The sequence below is a fragment of the uncultured Methanobrevibacter sp. genome (assembly GCF_902764455.1).
In the GTDB taxonomy this organism is placed as follows: domain Archaea; phylum Methanobacteriota; class Methanobacteria; order Methanobacteriales; family Methanobacteriaceae; genus Methanocatella.
Window position 1 is genome coordinate 47,407 of the sequence record NZ_CACWVY010000002.1, and the last position, 15,356, is coordinate 62,762.

General features: G+C 33.6%; 13 protein-coding genes. 6 read left to right on the forward strand and 7 right to left on the reverse strand.

Annotated features, from left to right (window positions below):
- Window positions 1–49: 49 nt before the first annotated feature.
- Window positions 50–1,771, reverse strand: a complete 1,722-nt coding sequence (gene oadA, locus QZU75_RS00880) for a sodium-extruding oxaloacetate decarboxylase subunit alpha (RefSeq protein ID WP_296881059.1) — start codon at window positions 1,769–1,771, stop codon at window positions 50–52.
- 149 nt (window positions 1,772–1,920) lie between these two features.
- The gene (locus QZU75_RS00885; protein ID WP_296881060.1) at window positions 1,921–3,015 is read right to left on the reverse strand and encodes an inositol-3-phosphate synthase; all 1,095 of its coding nucleotides are present in this window, start codon (window positions 3,013–3,015) and stop codon (window positions 1,921–1,923) included.
- 152 nt (window positions 3,016–3,167) lie between these two features.
- On the opposite strand from QZU75_RS00885, the gene QZU75_RS00890 reads away from it, so the two are divergent.
- From QZU75_RS00890 to QZU75_RS00900, 3 genes are all read left to right on the forward strand, one after another.
- On the forward strand, window positions 3,168–4,010 hold the full coding sequence (locus QZU75_RS00890) for a UbiA family prenyltransferase (RefSeq protein WP_296881061.1): 843 nt from the start codon (window positions 3,168–3,170) through the stop codon (window positions 4,008–4,010).
- Between the two features lie 12 nt (window positions 4,011–4,022).
- A complete protein-coding gene (locus QZU75_RS00895; RefSeq protein ID WP_296881062.1) occupies window positions 4,023–5,738 on the forward strand; it encodes a glycosyltransferase family 39 protein in 1,716 nt (571 codons plus the stop codon).
- 169 nt (window positions 5,739–5,907) lie between these two features.
- A complete protein-coding gene (locus QZU75_RS00900; RefSeq protein ID WP_296881063.1) occupies window positions 5,908–7,464 on the forward strand; it encodes an NERD domain-containing protein in 1,557 nt (518 codons plus the stop codon).
- A gap of 9 nt (window positions 7,465–7,473) precedes the next feature.
- Here QZU75_RS00900 and QZU75_RS00905 read toward each other — a convergent pair whose 3' ends face one another.
- Both QZU75_RS00905 and QZU75_RS00910 read right to left on the reverse strand, forming a co-directional pair.
- Window positions 7,474–8,520 carry an N-acetylneuraminate synthase family protein gene (locus QZU75_RS00905; RefSeq protein WP_296881064.1) on the reverse strand — a complete coding sequence of 349 codons (1,047 nt, stop codon included), beginning with the start codon at window positions 8,518–8,520 and terminating at the stop codon, window positions 7,474–7,476.
- Between the two features lie 4 nt (window positions 8,521–8,524).
- A complete protein-coding gene (locus tag QZU75_RS00910; RefSeq protein WP_296881065.1) occupies window positions 8,525–10,192 on the reverse strand; it encodes a cytidylyltransferase domain-containing protein in 1,668 nt (555 codons plus the stop codon).
- 91 nt (window positions 10,193–10,283) lie between these two features.
- Between QZU75_RS00910 and hypD the strand changes: the two genes are divergently transcribed.
- The 3 genes from hypD to QZU75_RS00925 are packed head-to-tail and all read left to right on the forward strand — an operon-like array spanning window position 10,284 to window position 13,348.
- A complete protein-coding gene (gene hypD / locus QZU75_RS00915; RefSeq protein ID WP_296881108.1) occupies window positions 10,284–11,330 on the forward strand; it encodes a hydrogenase formation protein HypD in 1,047 nt (348 codons plus the stop codon).
- 1 nt (window position 11,331) lies between these two features.
- Window positions 11,332–12,036 carry a phosphoglycolate phosphatase gene (locus tag QZU75_RS00920; RefSeq protein WP_296881066.1) on the forward strand — a complete coding sequence of 235 codons (705 nt, stop codon included), beginning with the start codon at window positions 11,332–11,334 and terminating at the stop codon, window positions 12,034–12,036.
- A gap of 7 nt (window positions 12,037–12,043) precedes the next feature.
- On the forward strand, window positions 12,044–13,348 hold the full coding sequence (locus QZU75_RS00925; RefSeq protein ID WP_296881067.1) for a TldD/PmbA family protein: 1,305 nt from the start codon (window positions 12,044–12,046) through the stop codon (window positions 13,346–13,348).
- Window positions 13,349–13,368: 20 nt separating this feature from the next.
- On the opposite strand, the gene QZU75_RS00930 is transcribed toward QZU75_RS00925, so the two are convergent.
- The 3 genes from QZU75_RS00930 to glp are packed head-to-tail and all read right to left on the reverse strand — an operon-like array spanning window position 13,369 to window position 15,342.
- Window positions 13,369–13,620, reverse strand: a complete 252-nt coding sequence (locus tag QZU75_RS00930) for a hypothetical protein (protein ID WP_296881068.1) — start codon at window positions 13,618–13,620, stop codon at window positions 13,369–13,371.
- Window positions 13,621–13,629: 9 nt separating this feature from the next.
- Window positions 13,630–14,091, reverse strand: coding sequence for a GyrI-like domain-containing protein (locus tag QZU75_RS00935; RefSeq protein WP_296881069.1), 462 nt, complete (start codon window positions 14,089–14,091; stop codon window positions 13,630–13,632).
- A 27-nt stretch (window positions 14,092–14,118) separates the two neighbouring features.
- Entirely contained in the window at window positions 14,119–15,342 is a 1,224-nt protein-coding gene (glp, locus tag QZU75_RS00940) for a gephyrin-like molybdotransferase Glp (protein ID WP_296881070.1), read from the reverse strand.
- Between the last annotated feature and the right edge of the window lie 14 nt (window positions 15,343–15,356).

Here is a 15,356-nt window from a genome sequence, read left to right on the forward strand (position 1 = left end):
AAAAAAAGAATTGAAAAAAATAGAATTAAAAAAAAAGAATTTGGGTAATCTATTTGATTACCATTAAAATATCGCCATTACTTACTGCGTCACCTTCTTCAATAAAGATTTCCTCAACAACACCGTCAACTTCGGATTGAATGTCATTTTCCATCTTCATAGCTTCAATAACACAGATTGTAGAACCTTTTTCAACTTTATCTCCAACATTTACGTTGAGTTTGATTATCATACCCTGCATTGTAGAGATAACTCCGCCTTCAATTTCTCCAACAGGTTTGGCTGGTCCGCTTTCGCCTTCGCCAATTTCCATGAATCCTGTAGGCATGATTTTAACTTCAAAGACATCTCCATCAACTTCAACATTATATTCTGTTGGAATTCCGATAGCTTCGTTTTCATCGAGAGATACTGGGGGTTTGAGAGGTTCTTCCACACCTTCACCTTTAAGGAATTTAGGAGCGATTGGTGGGTATAATGCATAGGTCAATGCATCTTCATCAGATTTGACAAATCCTTCTGATTCACCTTCTGTTTTATATTTGTCAAATTCAGGTTCAAGTAAATCTGCAGGCCTGCATGTGATTACTTCATCATCACCAATGACCCTTTTAGCAACTTCCGGATTTACAGGTGCAGGAGGTTTACCGTACATTCCTTTCATGTATTCTTTTACTTCATTGGACACAGTTTTATACCTTTCTCCACCTAACACGTTCATTACTGATTGAATACCAACAATCTGACTTGTTGGAGTTACGAGTGGTGGATATCCCATATCTTTTCTTACACGAGGCATTTCATCCAATACATCACTGTATCTGTCAAGAGCATTTTGCTCTTTGAGTTGAGATATGAGGTTTGAAAGCATTCCTCCAGGAATTTGGTATAACAATACATCCGCATCAATACTTTCAGAAATCGGATCAAGGATTCCTGCATATTTCAATTTGATATCATCAAAGTATTTTTTAATATGAGACAATAATTTTAAATCAAGACCAGTGTCATAAGGAGTTCCTTGAAGAGCGGCAACAAGACTTTCTGTTGGAGGCTGACTTGTTCCCCATGCAAGAGGTGAAATTGCTGTATCCAAAACATCAACGCCTGCCTGACATGCAGCATAATAACTGATTGGAGTCATACCACTGGTACAATGACTGTGCAAATCTACAAGCAAATCAGTTTCTTCTTTAAGTTTTGATACCAATTCATAAGCTGCAGTCGGAGTGATTAAACCGGCCATATCCTTAATAGCTACTGAATCACAGTCAAGTGCTTCCAAATCTTTTGCCAGACTGACGAAGTCATCGATTGTGTGTACCGGACTTATGGTATAACTTATAGTACCCTGAACATGTGCCCCTTGGTCTTTAGCAACTTTAATTGCTTTTTCCATGTTCCTAATATCGTTTAAAGCATCAAAAATCCTAAATATGTCAACCCCGTTTTCATATGATTTTTCTACAAATTTGGTAACAACATCATCAGGATAATGTTTATAACCAACAAGGTTTTGTCCCCTTAAAAGCATTTGAATAGGAGTTTTGTTAAATTCAGATTTTAATTGCCTTAATCTTTCCCATGGATCTTCGTTCAAATATCTAATACAAGTATCAAAAGTAGCTCCACCCCAAGCTTCAACAGAGAAATATCCTACATTATCCATCTCCTCAGCAATAGGAATCATATCTCTTGTTCTCATTCTAGTTGCAAGCAAAGATTGGTGAGCATCACGAAGTGCTGTTTCTGTAAATCTTACTTTTGCCATTAATATTACACCTCTTTTAAATTCGATTTATAAATAATCTTAAAATATCCAACTATACTATATGTTTTTTGTATTATATAAATTAATTATATAAAAAACTTAAAATGTGAAAAAAATAGTGTTTTAAAAAAAAAGTAAAGATTGAAAAATTATCTTTCCAATTCGCCGGAAATGAATTTTTCAACATTTTCATATGCTTCATCATCAGTGTATTGTACTGGAGGGTGTTTCATGGTGTATGAAGAAATAGAAGTTAATTGTCCACCAATACCTCTTTCCAAACCAATTTTACAGCATCTTACAGCATCAATAACACATCCTGCAGAGTTTGGAGAGTCTTCAACACTTAATCTGAGTTCAATGTTCATTGGAACATCCCCAAATGTACGGCCTTCCATCCTGAGGAAGCATAATTTATTATCATTTTGCCATGGGACATAATCACTAGGACCAATGTGAATATCTCTGTCATCCATTCTTTGAGTTAAAACAGACTGAACCGCTTCGGTTTTAGATTCTTTTTTAGAGTCCAATCTTTCACGATTGAGCATGTTTAAAAAGTCAGTGTTACCACCAGTATTGATTTGATAGGTTTTATCTAATTTTACACCCCTATCCATGAATAAGCTAGCTAGTGTTCTGTGAGTGATAGTAGCACCAATTTGAGCTTTAATATCGTCACCAACAATAGGAATACCTTTTTCTCTGAATTTAGCATCCCATTCATCATCACTTACTATAAATACAGGCATACAGTTTACATATGCAATTCCTGCATCAAGAGCACATTGAGCATAATATCTTGCGGCCTCTTCAGAACCTACAGGCAAATAGTTTACCAAAATTTCAGCACCGCTTTGCTTTAAAACGCTTACGACATCAACAGGCTCTGCGTCACTTACAACAAAAGTATATTCATCATCATAATTAGACATGTGGTCAGCAACACCATCTAAAACATGTCCCATACTTACTTTAACATCATATTTAGGAATATCCTCTTGGAAAACAGTTGTACAATTAGGTTTTGCAAAAATTGCTTCATCTATAGTTTTTCCAACTTTCCTTGCATCAACATCAAAAGCTGCAACAACATCAATATCGCTTGGTTTGTATCCTCCAATTTCCCAATGCATGAGCCCTATTGCATCTTCTGGATTTTTACCATCATAATAATGAATTCCTTGAATAAGTGAACTTGCACAGTTACCTATTCCAACAATAGCTATTTTAATTTTCTCCAAATTTAACACCAGCTAACAATTTTTATTAGTAATAATTTTAATAAATAAAATACTAATATTATGTTATATAATATACTTTATAAAATTATGCTTTGTATAGTAATACTTTAATAATATTAAAACTTATAGAAAAATGATTTGAGGAAAGTATAATGAATCCATATATTGAAATATTAAGACCAGGAAATGCTCTAATGGGTGCGATTATTGTGGTTTTAGTTGCAATAATCGACAGAAGTTTTACTTTACCCACCATACTTGCAATGTTGGCCGTGTTTTTTGAAACTGCCGCTGGAAACGTGATTAATGATTATTTCGACTATCAAATTGATTTAATCAACAAGCCGGAAAGGCCAATTCCCTCTGGAAGAATATCATTAAATGCCGGGAAAAACTATGGATACCTATTGTTTTTGCTTGGAACAATCTGCGGATTATTAATCAGCTTATTGACAGGCAATTGGATCCCTTTTATCATTGTATTAATTGCCGATGTTGTTCTTTACTTATATGCATATAAACTAAAAGCAACTCCATTGATTGGAAATCTTGCAGTAGGATTCATGACAGGTTTCGGTTTCGTATTCGCAGGATTCTCTCTAAACAACCCAAATATCATCATGATTTCAATGTATCTGGGTTTCTTTGCATTCGTAATGACAACCGCACGCGAACTTGTAAAGGACATAGAGGATATGGAAGGAGACAAGGCAGAAGGTGCCAGAACACTGCCTATTCTATATGGAGAAAAAATAACTGCAATATTAGCATCCATACTTATAATTGTTGACTGTGCATTATGCCCCTTATTATACTACATTAACATTTTCGGTTTTTATTATTTAATGGTAATAGCAGTTGCAGTGATATTATTTATCTACTCAGCAATATTGATTATTAGAAATCAGGACAGAACCACAGCGGCCAAGGTTTCAAAATATCTGAAAATTGGAATGCTGATTGCATTTGTAGCATTCATATTTGGATCATTTTAAGGAGCAGAACAAATGAACCTACAAGAACATAAAAGAGATTTAATAGCAATATCTTCATTATTGGCAATTGTTATTGTGATTACATTATTATTGCTTAATATTGATGGAAAAGTAGGCGTCTATTATGTTCGAGATGTCTTTTTCTATTTAAATAATGCTCTTTTTTATGCAGGATATGATGTAGGACTGGCCAATACAAGAGGACTGTCACCCCTAATTCCAATGATAACATCCATATTTTTCAGAATGGGATTCATATCAGACTTTACAATAATTGCTGTAAGCAGCACATTTTACATATTTGCAGCTCTTGGAATGTATTTTTTATTGAGATTGAGATTCGATGAAGTCTTAAGCTTTACAGGCTCAATGATTTTTTCAACATTTCCTCTAGTAATAGTATGGGTTACAAAAGGAATGCTTGATATTCCAGGATTATGCATTGCAATATGGGCAGTTTATTTCATGATGCTGGCCTTTAGAAGAAATACAAAGTATTTTTATGTCGCATTTCCACTCATAATATTAGGATTTTTTACAAGATACACCGTTCTACTTATGGTTCCGGTGCTGCTAATACAATTTTTCTTAACTGAAAACCCAATTTCATTTATAAAAACCAATATTAAGGACATAGTTATAGGAATAGGAGCAGGAGCCCTCGTTTTTGCTGCGTTCATTGGAACCTACATATATTTAAATATTGGAATATTCTTTTTAACACAGGGCTCTGATGTTGCAAGCTCATCCCACAACGCTCTTTATGACATGAGCAACAATGTCTTTTACTACTTTAATAACTTTTTAATATACATAGGAGCTAAAAACTTCATTCCATACTCATTAAAACCCGGTGCATACTTAATAGATACAATGAAATGGGTCGGAGGCCGACCTTCAAAAATATCATATACATTTGCGGCAATATCCATAATTGGAATAGTTTTATACCTTACAAAATTATTCAACGCAGAAAATAGAGAGATTATTAGAAATAACTGCAATAAAGTGAGACTTGCAATATTCATTGTTGGTCTTGCAGTATTTTTCCTGACATTTATGAAAGTTTCAATTGTCCTATCCGTAATAATCATCTCAATTGCACTAGTTGCACTTTATAGAATACTATCAAAAACAGATATGGATGATTTAACATTTGATTTTATAATGTTCTACTGGTTTGTGGTCAATTTATCATTTATAACCTATTATCACATCAATGTAGACAGATATTTCATGCCTGTCCTTCCAACCGTGGCATTTTTCATAGTCTTATCAATGAAAATGATTTTTGATAAATTAAAATCTGTAAAATATATGGACAAAGTCAGGGTAATTGTACCAATCGGACTGGTTTGCCTGATACTAATATGCAGTGGAGTATATGCCATGTCAAACTCCCCTCACAGCTTTGACAATAATATGCATCCGAACTTTGAAACTGCAGCCCTTGAAGAAAAAACCGTCGGAGGATGGTTAATGGAACATGACCCACAATACATGAATAAAACAATCTGGGCAGATAGAGGAGGAGACATGTCATTCATATTGAGAACGGAAATTCCGTCATATGAAAAAGAGTCAAATGCTACAAATTTTACTGAGAAAATGATAAACGAAAATGTAACTTACTTTATTGCAAAAGACAATAAAACCATTGCAGAACCATATAATCTGATATACAAAAATGGAGAAGTTCACCTATACTATTATAAAAACGACAAATAATCCAATAATATTTCATGAAAAATCCCAATAATATTAAATATTAAGTTAATTTAAGCAAGATAATGATTGAAAAAATTATTAAATTCATCTCAAAATTACATTAAGATTAGAAACATATATAATAAAAAACATAAAAATGTAATATCATAAAGGAATTAAAGAGGATAATATGAAAGTTGTATGCTGTAAGAACTGTGGTGCCAAGTACCAACTCGATGATAATGATGACATATCCACATTCGAGTGTTCTACATGTGCAGGTGACTTAGAATATTTGGAAGAATATTCCGATGATGAAAGTAACTCCCGTTCCTCATTTATTAACACATTCAAATATGATAATTCACAAATCGTTCAATGTGAAGACTGTGGATTAAAATTTAAAATTAAAAGTAGCGACAGCATACTTGATTATGAATGTGATAGCTGCGGAGGTTCTTTAAGATATCTTGATGAAGAAATGAATAAAGAACTTGACAACTATATTGAAGAGAGACGAAAAGAAGTTAGCTACATCAAACAAGAATCAGAACCAATGCCTGAGGAACCAATCATTGAAGAACAAACAAAAGATAGTCCACGCTCTTTTAAATCAATTACTGGCAGAATAGAAAATTTCTTCTCAGAAGAGAATATGCGAGAAATAGCTAATTTTGAAAAAAGAGAAGAAGAGCTTAACTTCGAAGAAGAATCACCATCTAAAACTGCTAGAACAACAATTCCTGAAAATGTGTTATCAAAATTTGGAAAGGAATTCGCACTTCCAAAAACTAATGATTACACAATCTTGAAAAATTTCCTTAAAGATGAATTCTTTAAAGGAATGAAAGAATATTATCCAGATAATACTAATGAAAAACCTAGTGAAAGATCAGTGGGAAGTTTCTTTGAAAGACTTAAAATACCTGAACCGGATGAAAAAACCGGTGAAATTTCAGGTTCCCTCTTTGACCCTGAAAATAATGATTTTAGTTTTTCAAACATGGATACAAATACCATAGTACTTCTTATTGGAGCAGTGATTTTTATTTTAAGTATTATTGAGATATTATTAATTAACAGCGGTATTGGAATCGTTGCTCTATTAATTGGCGTAATTATCTTATGTTATGGACTTTACAAAACAAGAGATGTAAAAGAAACTGAAAAAAGAACCAGAATTATCAGAGAACACTTACTGACATTACCTGATGATTACTATGTATTTTACAATGTAAAAACTCCAACATCAAAATCCAGTATAAACCATTTAGTTGTAGGTCCAACTGGAATTTATGCTCTTTTATCACAAAAATACAATCCTAAACTCAGATTAGAATCCGAAAATGAAAATCTAAACTTAATCGGATCAAGCGATTTGGATGAAGATAAAATTGAAGAGTTCCACGACGATGATGAAAACGTCAAAAAATTCAGATATACCACTAAACAGGCTAAGTTCTCACAAGACAACAAAATCAAACAAAAAGCTTTAAGTTTAGGAGAAGATTTAATTAATTTCCTCAATGAAAATAACATTAAAAATTGCTTTGTTGAACCTCTTGTAGGTTTTATAAACAATGAAGTTGTTGTAATCAATCTGCCATTGACAGATGAAGACCTGTTTATTGAAGAATTATTAAATCAAATACAAACCAGTACAATTAAATTAGACTCTGAAACAATTGACAAATGTGCTGTTTTAATTAACAACTATTCTGCAGATTGTTCTTCAGAAATAATTTAATTTCTTTTTTTATTTTAACATTTCAAATTTAATTAAGGCATCTTTAGGAATGTCATTATCTGCAATTCTGCCAACTACATCATCAGCATAAATAGGCGCAATACCTATACCTGGGCGCTTAAATGTAATATCTGCCTCAGTTATAGTATCACCTTTCTTAATATCATTTTTTGCAACAATAGATTTTCGATATTCCTTACGGGCATAAGACTCACAAATCAATGGCTGCTTATTTTTACGACCACTGATTTTTGATAAAAAGAGAGCATTTCTTTTAAATCTAATAACATCATCGCCGTCCATCGCATAACATGAATCCACGCCATTCAATTTTTTATCAAAAGTGAAATGCTTTTCCAAAACATTTGCTCCATAATTGTATGCAGTTGTCAAAATCAGCATGTCATCATCAGGTTTTGTGTGATCAGAATATCCTACTTCATATTCAGGGAAATTTTCAATCAAATCCTTTATCATCAGCAGATTAGCATCTTCATAACTAGTAGGGAAAGACATTATTGAATGCATTATTACAATATCAACTGTAGAAACATCTTCAATGGCTTTGATAGCATTTTTAATTTCCATTAAGGTTGCTGCACCAGTTGAAAGCAATATCGGTTTATTCTTGCTTGCAACATGTTTAATGAATGGAATATTATTAATGTCTGATGAAGCAATTTGATAAACGTCCAAAAATTCATCCAGATAATCAACAGATTCAAAATCAAGAGGAGTTGATAAAAAAGTCATTCCGATGCTTCGACAATGCTCCGCCAACTGCTTGAATTCACCAACACCAAATTTATCAAGATTTTTTAAAGAATCGAAATAATCCATTGAGAGACCCAATTCATCAAGTGCAGAGCTATCTCTTGAAAGAACATTTTCAGCTTTGAATGACTGAAACATTACTGCATCCACACCGCATGATTGTGCTTCGTCAATTAAAAATTTAGCAGCTTCAATATCTGCTATTTCTTCCTGCTTGGCAAATTCATAATATGCAAGACTTATATCGGCTATAATAAATGGCTTTTTATTAAATACTAACATGATTTTACCTTAGTCTGTTTTGGAATTTCCTATACTCATATTCAACAACGGCAAGCATATTTTCAAATCCGTATCTCAACTCAACGTTTAACATTCTCTTATTCAATTCAAGTCTCCACTCATAGTTATTGACAAGATTAATAAACTTCTCAACAATTTCCTGACTTTCAACATCATTACCCAAACCCAAATTTATAAATCCTTTTTCAGGATTGACAAATGTATGAGACAATTCACGCTCGTTTTGACATAAGCAGATTGTCGGAACACCCAAAGAACAGATTTCATAAACGGATTTATCTGAAGATGTGAAAACAAGATCAGCCCTGAATATGAATTCACTGACATTGGAAACATTCCTGTAAAATTGAATTAAAGGATTTGATTCATATTTGGCTATTAAATCCTCCAAACGATTATTGCCCAAACCTACAATAACATCGATTCTGCCTTCAAAGTTTGTAGTTAAAATCGCATCGATTACCTTTTCTGTAAAATTATTGCTATCAACATTACCAAAATTAACTAAAACCCTATTAACCTCATTAGTTATTATTTTGGACTGCTGATAATAGAATTCATCATTTAAAATGAAATATCTGCTGCCCTGAAATACATTTTTCTCTTCAGAAGCATGTTCATACAAATCGTCAAATACAACATCCGCAATACCGCTGCCAAAACCAATGTCTTCAAAATTAACTACAAAATAACCGTCTGTTTTTAAAGAAGATATGTATTCACCAGAGGTATCCAATATATCATTAATTATTATATTAGGACCATATTGATTAAAAATTTCAAACAACTCTTCAAAATCTTCATATGTCCTGTAAGAATAATTGAATTTATCAAGAATATCAACGCCCAGCGGATAATGTTCGTCGATTAAAAATAAAACTTCATGGAACACAAGCTTTGAAGCTATTGTTACGCACCTGCTGAGATGACTTGTTCCAATTTCATCATTGGCATTAACAACGATGGCTATTTTTTTCTTTTTGAGATAGTTTTCAGCAAGCCACCAATCTTCATACTCTTCAATACTGACACTTTCTTCACGTGAAACTTCAACAATGTCTATATTGGTACCTAAACGGGAATTTTCCTTGACAAACGATCTTCTGGTAGCTAAAATAGCACCAGTTTCCCTGAATGATTTTGGCAGGTCAACTTTTGCGACCCTGTCAATGTAATTAGGGAAATATCTATGATTATTCTCATCATATCCCCAACTTAAGTGTCTGTCGTCAACAACGGAAATTACACTGTCAATACTGAAATCTTCAAATTTTTCAATCACTGCATCCAAAGATTTAGTTTTGACTAATGGAGAAGTAGGTTGAAGAGTTATTACAATATCATATTCATCAAAAGCTAATTTTTCTTTTTGAATCATTGCATCATGAATAACAGGATCAAGCAGGACATTATCTGTAGACAATTCTTCAGAACGCCTAACAACACTGGCTCCAAACTTTTCAGCTATCAATGCAATTTGAGAATCATCAGTAGTTACTACCACATCATCAACATATTGAGAAGATTTGGCAACATCTATAGCATAAGTAATGAGGGGTTTGCCGTGAAGCAGTCTCAAATTTTTACGAGGAATGCCTTTTGAACCTCCTCTTGCGGGAATAACTACTAAAATCATATTATTATTAAACATGTGCGTCCCCTTTAAATACAATAAAATATTAATTAATATAGTACTAAATATATTTATAATATAATATTAAATCTTCGGTGTTAATATGAATATGAAAAATATGTCTGAAAAGTTAATAGGAAAAATTAATGAATTAGCTACACCCGTTAAAATAATGCACGTGTGTGGTTCCCATGAACACACTATAATGGAAAATGGAATCAGAAGCCTGCTTCCTGACGATGTGGAAATTATTGCAGGTCCAGGATGTCCGGTTTGTGTTGTGCCATCACGTGAAATTGATGAAGCATTAGAACTTATTGATAAAGGCGTGACAATAACCACCTTCGGAGATATGCTGAGAGTACCAGGATCTGAAAGATCACTTGCAGATGCTAAAGCAGAAGGAGGAGACGTAAGAGTAGTTTATGGAATAAACAGAGCTATTGAAATAGCTGAAAAAGAAGACAATGATGTTGCATTCATATCTGCAGGCTTTGAAACAACCGCACCTACAACCGCAGCGGAATTATTAAGTACCCCTCCTGAAAACTTCTCAGTGCTTTCATGTCACAGACTAATACCTCCTGCAATTGATTTTCTAATCAACTCAGGAGAAACCAGCTTAAATGCATTAATCCAGCCAGGACACGTATGTACAATTATTGGAACAAAACCTTTCGAATACTTCTCAACTGACTTTGGAATTCCACAGGCAGTAGCAGGATTTAACCCACTTGACATTTTAATGTCAGTTTACATGATTTTAAGACAAATTCACAATGAAACACCGAAAATTGAAAATGAATACAAAAGAGCAGTTCGTGAAGAAGGAAATGTTGTAGCTCAAGAGATGATGGAACAGGTATTTGATGTAACCTCAAGAGAATGGAGAGGATTTCCTAAAATACCAAATTCAATCTTAGAAATTAAAGATGAGTTCAGCGAGTTCAATGCAAGGGAAAAATATGACATCGAAGTAAAAGACGTTAATGAAGCCCCTAAAGGATGTATTTGCGGACCAATTTTAAGAGGCCTTGCAAGACCTGAAGACTGCAAACTCTTTAGAAAAGCATGCAATCCACTACATCCTATCGGAGCATGTATGGTAAGTAAAGAAGGAACCTGTAACATCGCACACAGATATTCAAGAGGATAATATGACAATAGAAGCAATCGCAGTAGATATCGATGGAACAATAACTGACGAAAAAAGACAAATCTGCATATCCGCAATTAAAGCTCTAAGAAAAGCAGAAGCAGCAGGCATTCCCACAATTATCGTTACCGGAAATGTGGTAAATTATGCATATGCCACCGAAGTACTTATCGGATGCAGCGGAGGGATCGTATGTGAAAACGGAGGTGTCGTATTTAAAGAAGGTGAAAACAACAATGCTGTTGAAACATTAGTTGACAAAGATTTCGTCACATCAGCAGAAAACCACTTAAAAGAGAAATTGGGTGAAAAATTCGACCAGCACGCATCCCATGACAACATGTACCGATTAACAGAAACCGTTTTTTACAAAACTCTAAAGAGAGAAGAACTTGAAGAGGCCTTAAAAGATTTTAAATACCTTGACGAACTTGAAATTTATGACAGCGGTTTTGCACTCCACATTACAGATAAAAGAGTCAACAAAGGAACTTCACTAAAATATTTATGTGAAAGAAACGGCATCAACATGGAAAATGTGATGGCTATTGGAGACAGCCAGAATGATGAGGATTTCCTTAGGCAAGCGGGATATAAGATAGCAGTTGGAAATGCCGAAGAAAAACTAAAAGAAATAAGCACTTATACCTGTGAAAATCTATTTGGAGACGGAGTGGCAGAAGCTATTGAAAAATTTGCACTGTAGTGATAATATGATATATGAACTAGCTGAAAAAGCAGAAAAAACAGTTAAAGGCAAATGTGATGCTTACGAAATTTATATTGACGAAGATAAAACCATAGTACTTGATTCGGAACAGAATGAATTGAACTTTGTAAAAGAGGAGATTGAACAGGGAATTGGAATAAGAGTAATTAAAGACAAAAAAATCGGATTTGCATTTACTTCAAACTTGGATAAAATTGAAGAAACTGTAAATCAGGCCATAGACAATGCAAAATTAACAAAACCTGATAATTATGCATTTTCTGAAGTCAGCAAAGTAAATGACGTTAAAGGAGTCTATGATAAAAAATTCAATGACCTTGACCTTGATGAATCAATTGAACTTCTGAAAACCACAATCCAAACAGCAACAGACAGCGGATGTGAGGTAACAGGTTCAGGATTTGATGCCAGTGAAGGAAGGTCATTAATAATAAATTCCAATGGAGTTTCAATAGAAAATCAGGGAACAGGATTTGGACTGGGATTATCAGTAACCATACAAAAAGATGGTGAAATTGCAACTGCATACAATTCACAATCTTCAAGGTTTTTTGAACTGGACGGTGAAAAATTGGCAAATGAAGTATGTGGCCTTGCCAAAAGTTCTTTGAATACCAAAAGCATTGAAACTGATGATTATGATGCGGTTTTAGATTATTATGCTGCAATCGGACTTCTGCAAACATTCATGGGAGCATTCAATGGTGAAAATGTAATGAGAGGAAGATCCATTTTGAAAGATAAACTCGGAAGCGAAATAGCTAATCCTACACTGTCAATCATTGACAATCCTCTTTTGGAAAAAGGAATGCATACCACAAAATGTGACGGTGAAGGAAGCGTATCCCAAAAAACAGATTTAATTAAAAACGGTGTTTTAAACTCATTTATCTATGATATTTACACCGCAAACAAGGAAAACGTTAAAACAACTTCCAATGGATATAGAGGATCTTATTTTGGAACACCGCAAATCAGTCCAAGCAATTTAGAATTCAAATTTAGTGAAATGAGAGATTTATCTGAAATCCACAAAGGAGTCCAGATAACAAGTGTCCTAGGGGCCCACACAGCAAATCCAATATCTGGAGACTTTTCAGTTGAAGCAAGTAATGCATTTAAAATTGAAAATGGTGAACTGACAGACCCTATTAACAAAGCAATGGTTTCTGGAAATATCTTTGAAATCATGAAAAAAGTAGAAGGAATAAACTCTGAAATTAAACAATACAGCTCATTCATAATTCCTAAACTGTTAGTACATAATTTAAGAATAGTGGGACAGTGAAAAAAAAAGGGAAAGAAAAATTAAATCTTTTTTAATTTTTCCCTATATCTTTTGATTGAATCATCTGTATAGTTTATATTTAAATACTCAGAAGTCAACTCTTTATTTTTATCAAACTCTTTAAACTTATTTTTCATAACATTATCTATTTCTTTATCTAAGTTTTTTAATTGAGTTTCAAAAGCAAATTCTGATTTTCTAATGTTAACATTAGATTTATGAGCAAGTCTTTCAATTTCTTTTTCAAATTCTGCTTCTTTATCTTTAGCCATCAAATCACCTTACATCTCAATAATAGGCAACTGAATTTCAGTGATGAAATCATCTTCATCATCACAATTATAGAACCCTTTGATTAAAACTTCCTTAGGAGATCCTATAATATCATAATTATTGGCCTGTGCAACTTCAACCAACTCAGCATAGGTATCCATGATATTGTCAGTTGAACCAAAGTGTTTTCCTGCAAGAACCTTGTTTTCAATCATGTCAACGACACGAATCCTGTCAGTTTCATCCGGATCACCTTTAATGGCAATGCTTACATCATATACAACATCACCTTCATTAACTTCATGCCTTGGTGAAAAATAAACAATAAATGGTTCTCCTTCAGTTTCAATATCTTCAGTATCAACCCAATCCATCAATATGGAAAGGAATATTCCTAAATCTCCAATTGGAGTTTTACAATTAATCACTCCCAATTTTTGTTCTGGAATTACTTTTACTTCATAATCCATTATTACACCTACTTAAATTTTATAATCCTAATTAAATAAATAAACTTCTACTTCTTCTCCCTCATCAACAAGTTCGACTAATTTTGGAATTTTTACATAACCGTCAGCAGTTGAAAGTGAAAAAATTGCACCGGAATCCTTAAATATCGGTTGAATATTATCTCCATCAACTTTAACAAGCTGGTATTGCATTCTTCCAACCTGAGAGTGGATTCTTTTAGTGATTTTGCCTTTAACAACTTCAAGTTCAAAGTTTCTATTGATACCTGAAAGTCTTGTTAAAGGTTCAGCTACAAATGCATTGAATATCATTAAAGCGGAAACTGGATTACCTGGTAGTCCAATGACCAATTTTTCATCAATAACACCAACAATAGTAGGTTTTCCCGGCTGAACTGAAATACCATGAATGTGAACTTCACCCAATTCATCCAAAACATGCTTTAAGACATCTCCAAGACCTGCAGAAGTTCCGCCAGAACAGAACAGAACATCCACTTCTTTAAGGGAATTGATGATTTTTTCCTTTACTTCATCATAGTCATCTCTCATGACCCCTAAGAATTTAGCATCTGCACCACAGGAAACAGCATCATTCTTAATCATCCCACCATTTACATCATAGATTTTTCCATAATCTAACTCCTGACCCTGAAGAGTAATTTCATTACCTGATGAAAGTATACCAACACTAGGTTTTTTGTAAACTTCAATAGTTTCGAAACCTTGAGAAAGTAAAACTCCAATTTTTCCAGAATTTAAAAAGTCTCCTTTTTTAAGAATCAATTTGCCTTCTTCAATGTCAGAACCTTTTTTTGCAACATCTTGAGAAGGAGTAGCAGTAGTCAAAAGGTTAACTTTGCCGTCCATCTTTTCTGCATATTCAACCATTACAACAGCATCAGCACCCTCAGGCATGGCTGCACCAGTGCTTATTTCAATACATTTACCTTCTTCAACCTTCTTGTCAGTAGTAGAACCTGCTTCCAAAAAGTCAATAACATCCAAAGTATTCGGACTTTCTTCAGACGCGCCAAAACTGTCACTGGACAGAATTGCAAAACCGTCCTTTAATGCTTTGTCAAATGGAGGAAAATCCATTCTTGAGTAAACATCCTCAAATAAAATCCTACCATAAGCTTCACTTACATCAATCTCTTCACTTTGTGGCTTTAAATTTTCATTAAATAAATTTTGAATAATATCAATAGCTTCATCGCATTCCTTAATTTTTAAAAATTCAGTTCCCATTATTACCACTTTAT

What these genes read in the sequence shown, in the direction of transcription:
- QZU75_RS00900 (WP_296881063.1), top strand. Translation starts at nt 5,908, where the DNA reads ATGAAAGTTGTATGCTGTAAGAACTGTGGTGCCAAGTACCAACTCGAT.
- oadA (WP_296881059.1), bottom strand. Translation starts at nt 1,771, where the DNA reads ATGGCAAAAGTAAGATTTACAGAAACAGCACTTCGTGATGCTCACCAA.
- QZU75_RS00935 (WP_296881069.1), bottom strand. Translation starts at nt 14,091, where the DNA reads ATGGATTATGAAGTAAAAGTAATTCCAGAACAAAAATTGGGAGTGATT.
- QZU75_RS00895 (WP_296881062.1), top strand. Translation starts at nt 4,023, where the DNA reads ATGAACCTACAAGAACATAAAAGAGATTTAATAGCAATATCTTCATTA.
- QZU75_RS00905 (WP_296881064.1), bottom strand. Translation starts at nt 8,520, where the DNA reads ATGTTAGTATTTAATAAAAAGCCATTTATTATAGCCGATATAAGTCTT.
- hypD (WP_296881108.1), top strand. Translation starts at nt 10,284, where the DNA reads ATGAAAAATATGTCTGAAAAGTTAATAGGAAAAATTAATGAATTAGCT.
- glp (WP_296881070.1), bottom strand. Translation starts at nt 15,342, where the DNA reads ATGGGAACTGAATTTTTAAAAATTAAGGAATGCGATGAAGCTATTGAT.
- QZU75_RS00925 (WP_296881067.1), top strand. Translation starts at nt 12,044, where the DNA reads ATGATATATGAACTAGCTGAAAAAGCAGAAAAAACAGTTAAAGGCAAA.
- QZU75_RS00920 (WP_296881066.1), top strand. Translation starts at nt 11,332, where the DNA reads ATGACAATAGAAGCAATCGCAGTAGATATCGATGGAACAATAACTGAC.
- QZU75_RS00890 (WP_296881061.1), top strand. Translation starts at nt 3,168, where the DNA reads ATGAATCCATATATTGAAATATTAAGACCAGGAAATGCTCTAATGGGT.
- QZU75_RS00930 (WP_296881068.1), bottom strand. Translation starts at nt 13,620, where the DNA reads ATGGCTAAAGATAAAGAAGCAGAATTTGAAAAAGAAATTGAAAGACTT.
- QZU75_RS00910 (WP_296881065.1), bottom strand. Translation starts at nt 10,192, where the DNA reads ATGTTTAATAATAATATGATTTTAGTAGTTATTCCCGCAAGAGGAGGT.